The sequence below is a fragment of the Hydrogenophaga sp. genome (genome assembly GCF_011390835.1).
Taxonomy (GTDB): domain Bacteria; phylum Pseudomonadota; class Gammaproteobacteria; order Burkholderiales; family Burkholderiaceae_C; genus Hydrogenophaga.
The window spans coordinates 1-4,675 of record NZ_JAABRQ010000055.1; the positions used below are offsets into that span (position 1 = coordinate 1).

Sequence of the window (4,675 nt, forward strand, 5' to 3'; positions counted from 1 at the left end):
ATGATGGTCTGGTTCACACCCGCCATGATGGTGGGCAGCGCCAGCGGCAGCTGCACCTTGCTCATTTTTTGCCAGACCGAGGAGCCAAACGCATCGGCCGCCTCCAAAAGGTCCTTGTCCACCAGGCGGATGCCCAGGTTGGTGAAGCGAATCACCGGGGGAATCGCGTAGATCACCACCGCGATCAGACCGGGTACACGGCCGATGCCCAGCAGCATCACGACCGGGATCAGGTAGACGAAGCTGGGCATGGTCTGCATCACATCCAGAGACGGGTTGACGATCCTCTGCAAGCGGTCCCAGCGACTCATCAGGATGCCGAGGGGCAGTCCAAGGGCAAGTGCGACAACGGTGCACACGAAGATCATCGAGATCGTCTTCATGGTGTCGTCCCACATACCAAAATAGCCGATGGCCAGCAGGGTGAGCACCGTGCCGATCACGATCTTGATTGAGCGCGAGGCGAACCAGGCGATGGCAGCGATCACGCCCACGACAATGGGCCATGGCGACTGGGTGAGCAGACGCTCGGAAAACAGGAGAAAGTCGCGCAGCGGGTCAAACAGCCGCTCCAGTGGTTCGCCATAGGCGCGGGTGAAATCGCGAAAAGTACCATCGATCGCGCGACGCATGGCGCTCAGCGTGTCTGACCCGAGGGAGGGAAATTCTTGCAACCAGGACATAGCACTCCTTGATGGATGAAAAAAAGCGGCGCGGAGATCATGAACCCATTGGTTCGAAATCCCGGCCGCCATGGGCAAGCCCGGCTTAGCCGGAGCGCTTCAGTAGGAAATGTTCAAAGCAGCGAGGCCTTGATCTTCTCGGCGGCTTCCGGGCTCACCCAGGTGGTCCAGATCTCGGGCTGGGTCTTGAGGAAGTGCTTGGCACCATCGACGCCGGTGGCCTGGTTGTCGCTCATCCAGGCCAGCAGGCCGTTGACCGTGTCGTTGCCCCAGGACCGGGTGTTGAGGTAATCCACCGCCGGGCCACCCACCTTCTGGAAGCGATCGGTGATGACGGTGTAAACCTCGGCGCGGGCCCAGTCACTCTTGATCGGGTTGTCGCATTCGGTCTTGGAGTTGCAGGTTTCCCAGGCTTCCTTGTCGTGCGGCACGCCGGCATCGAGCTTCACCATCTCGTACTTGCCCAGGATGGAGGTCGGTGCCCAGTAATAGCCCAGCCAGCCTTCCTTGCGCTCATAGGCCTTGGCGATCGAGCCGTCCAGGCCAGCCGCTGATCCGGTGTCCAGCAGCACAAAGCCCTTCTTGGCCGCGTCCCAGGCCTTGAAGGCGTTGCCCGTGGTGATCTGGCAGTTCCAGCCGGAGGGGCAGTTGTGCACCGCGCCCTTGCCCTTGTTTTCAACAGAAGGGAACAATTCCGGGTGCTTGAGCGCATCGTCGATGGTCTTGATTTCCGGGTTGGCGTCGGCCACGTACTTCGGAATCCACCAGCCTTCGATACCGTAATCTTTGAGCGCCAGCGCACCATAGTGCAACTTGCCTTCTTTCACGGCCGCGTCCAGCGGCTGGCGAACCGCGTTCACCCAAGCCTCGGGAGCCACATCGGGCTGGCCCTTTTCCATCATGGCAGTCAGGGTGGGCATGGTGTCGCCCGGGACCAGCTCGACTTCACAGCCGTAGCCGCTGCTCAGGATGATCTCATCGATATTGGCCAGCACTTCGGCCGACTGCCAGTTCATGTTGGCTACGGTGACTTTGCCGCAGGCCTGGGCCACGGCTTCAGCCGCTGGGGCGGCCGCTACAGGGGCTTCTTCCTTCTTGCCACAAGCGGCCAGCAGGACAGCGGCGCTGAGGGTGGCGAGCGCGAAATAGTGGGTGGGCTTCATGTGTTTTCTCCTTCGTGTCGGGGACTTCACCGACGCGCGGGGTCGGTGAATGCGGAAGCACATCCAACGACCTGGGGAAAACGAACGCTGCTGCAAACAAGTGACCAGCCGCTCAACCAACAGGAGGTTGGGTTGAACTTAGCCTCGCATTATAAGCTTTTATCTATAAACTGTGAATCTTCTATTGCTTTTCATATAACGGCATGCGAATTCAAGTGGCAGCCAAGCGCCTGCGCAGCCGCTCAGTTCAGCGCGCTGAGCGGGTGATCAGCCCCAGCCCAGGGGCTGTCAAAAAACGCAGCGACCTGCGTTGGATTAACCTGATCGATCGACGCCGGATGCCAGCGCGGCGCGTGATCCTTGTCGATCGCCAGCGCACGGATGCCTTCCACGGTTTCGCTTGCGGCGCCTGGGCGCAGGTGGAAACAATGGTGGACCAGACCCCGCTCCAGACGCAGGTTGTCGGCCAGGCCCAGGGTGCGCGCACGACGAATCTGCTCCAGCACCACATGCAACATGAGCGGCGAGCGCTGGCGCAGAGTCGCCGCAGTCTCGCGCGACCAGTCATCGGGCGCAGCTTCCAGCGCAGCCACGATGGCGGCCACGCTGTCCAGCCCAAACACCGCATCGATCTGCGCACGCGGGCCGGCCGCCAGCGCATCGGCCCGCGGAGGCGTTTTCTGGGTGTGGTTTTCGCACCAGCGCTGAACCGCCTCACCGCTTTCGTACGGGGTTTGTCCCAGACTCTGCCAAAGCCCTGCGAGCCGCCCACTGTCCATGTGCGCATCGGCCAGACCCACCGCAACGGCCTCGGCGCCGCTGAGCACGCGACCGGTCAAGGCCAGGTATTCGCCCAGGCGGCCCGGCAATCGGCTCAGGAAATAGCCGCCGCCCACGTCCGGGAACAGGCCGATACCGGTCTCGGGCATGGCCAGCTTGCTGCGCTCGGTCACCACCCGCAGGCTCGCGCCCTGGCTGATGCCCATGCCGCCGCCCATGACGATGCCGTCCATGAAGGCGATGTAGGGTTTGGCGTACGTGTGGATCAGGTGGTTGAGCGCGTACTCCTCGGTGAAGAAGGCTTCGAGGTCGTGGTCGCCAGCCAACGCGGCGCGGTGGAAAAAGCGGATGTCGCCCCCGGCGCAGAAAGCGCCGAACGGCCCCTCCTTGCCCATGCCGCGCACCACCACCGCCAGCACCATCGGGTCGTCTCGCCAGGCGATCAGCGTGGTCGTGAGCTCGCGGATCATGGCCAATGACAAGGCATTCAGCGCCTGGGGGCGGTTGAGCGTGATGCAGCCGACCCGACCGCGCAGCTCGGCGATCACCTGAGGGGCCGAGGGTGTGGGAGCGGTCGTCATGCAGGTTTCTCCGAGGATGGGGGGGGATTGGTGGGTCGGGCCGCTTCGGCCTCCAGCACCTGGATGCGGGGTATCTCGGCGCGCGAGCGCCAACCCAGCAGTTCGTTGATCACGAGCGCGCTCAGCACGACGCTGCCGCCGGTGAGTACCTCACTGCCCGGGGCCTCGTTGGCCCAGAGCCAGGGCCACAGGATGCCAAAAACCACCTCGAGCAATGCCAGCAGCGACACCTCAGGCGCCTTGAGCACGCGCGCGGCGGTCACAGCCAACATGCACGGGATGGCGAGCTGGCACAAGCCCAGTAGCGCCAGCCAGGCGATATCGCTACCGGTGGCGGCAAATGGGAAGGCCAGAGGCAGCGTCGCCAGCGACGAGATCACCGCACCCAGCAAAACCGAGGGCACAAGGTCGATGCGCTCGCCCTGGTTCTGGCTGCGCTGCACCACCGTCCAGTTGATGGCAGCCGCAACCGGCACGCCCAGCGCGATCAGCGATCCCACGATCAGGTTGTGCGCCTGGGCCTCGTCGCTGGCCATCAGGGCCAGCATCTGCCCACCGTACATGTAAGCCATGCCCAGACCAGCAACCACGATGGTGATCCAGACCCGCCACGCCAGCGTCTGGCCACTGACCACCCGCGACAGCAGCGCGGTCAGCAAAGGACCGATGGCCATGATGATGAGCACATTGGCCACGCTGGTGAAGGTCAGGCCCACCATGAAGGCCGTGAACATCACGCTCCAGCACAGGCCGGACACCCAGAAAGCCGGCGCCTCGGGCAGCAGGCCCCAATGGCGGTGCAGCCAACCTGCCAGAGCGGAGCGCCTAGCCACCGGCGCTGGCTGGCTCATCACCCGATGTGCCGAACGGTTGGACGCCCGCCACAGCGGCAGGATCAGCAGAAGCGACAGCGCGTTGAAGGCGCTGCGCCAGAACGTGACCTCGAAGCGCACCGCCGACTCCAGCTGGCGCGTGACCACACCGGCGATCGACCACAGCAGTGCAGCCACCACCATCATCACGACGGCCTGGCTGTGGCTGAGCGAACGAGTGCTGGGCATGGCGGTGCAGCGGGACGCGGACGCGTGGCCCGACGCCCGGGACTTACTCGCGCGAAGCGCGCTTGCGCTCGTGCTCTTTCAGGAAGCGCTTGCGCAGGCGCACGCTCTTGGGCGTGATCTCGACCAGCTCATCGTCTTCGATAAATTCGACGCCGTACTCGAGTGTGAGATCGATCGGCGGCGTGATCTTGATCGCGTCCTCCTTGCCGCTGACGCGGAAGTTGGTCAGCTGCTTGGTGCGGGTGGCGTTGACCACGAGGTCGTTGTCGCGGTTGTGGATGCCGACGATCATGCCTTCATACACCGGGTCGTTGGCGCGCACAAACATGCGGCCACGGTCGTCCAGCTTGCCCAGGGCGTAGGTGAAGATTTCACCGTCGTCCATGGAGATCAGCACGCCGTTCTTG

4 protein-coding genes and 1 pseudogene are annotated in these 4,675 nt (G+C 63.7%); all 5 read right to left on the bottom strand.

What is annotated here, in order from left to right; all coding sequences use genetic code 11:
- On the bottom strand, window positions 1-683 hold a 683-nt coding region (locus tag GPT34_RS17460), incomplete at its 3' end, for an ABC transporter permease subunit (RefSeq protein ID WP_291015247.1).
- Window positions 684-796: 113 nt separating this feature from the next.
- A complete protein-coding gene (locus tag GPT34_RS17465) occupies window positions 797-1,846 on the bottom strand; it encodes an ABC transporter substrate-binding protein (protein WP_291015250.1) in 1,050 nt (349 codons plus the stop codon).
- Between the two features lie 242 nt (window positions 1,847-2,088).
- The gene (locus GPT34_RS17470; RefSeq protein WP_291015253.1) at window positions 2,089-3,207 is read right to left on the bottom strand and encodes an enoyl-CoA hydratase/isomerase family protein; all 1,119 of its coding nucleotides are present in this window, start codon (window positions 3,205-3,207) and stop codon (window positions 2,089-2,091) included.
- Window positions 3,204-4,268 carry a DMT family transporter gene (locus tag GPT34_RS17475; protein ID WP_291015255.1) on the bottom strand — a complete coding sequence of 355 codons (1,065 nt, stop codon included), beginning with the start codon at window positions 4,266-4,268 and terminating at the stop codon, window positions 3,204-3,206. The genes GPT34_RS17470 and GPT34_RS17475 overlap by 4 nt, the downstream gene beginning before the upstream one ends.
- Before the next feature lie 43 nt (window positions 4,269-4,311).
- Window positions 4,312-4,675, bottom strand: a pseudogene (locus tag GPT34_RS17480) (translational GTPase TypA); the annotation flags it as partial.

Bases quoted from the DNA above. Each gene is read 5' to 3' on its own strand.
- GPT34_RS17470 (WP_291015253.1), bottom strand. From the start codon at position 3,207: ATGACGACCGCTCCCACACCCTCGGCCCCTCAGGTGATCGCCGAGCTG.
- GPT34_RS17475 (WP_291015255.1), bottom strand. From the start codon at position 4,268: ATGCCCAGCACTCGTTCGCTCAGCCACAGCCAGGCCGTCGTGATGATG.
- GPT34_RS17465 (WP_291015250.1), bottom strand. From the start codon at position 1,846: ATGAAGCCCACCCACTATTTCGCGCTCGCCACCCTCAGCGCCGCTGTC.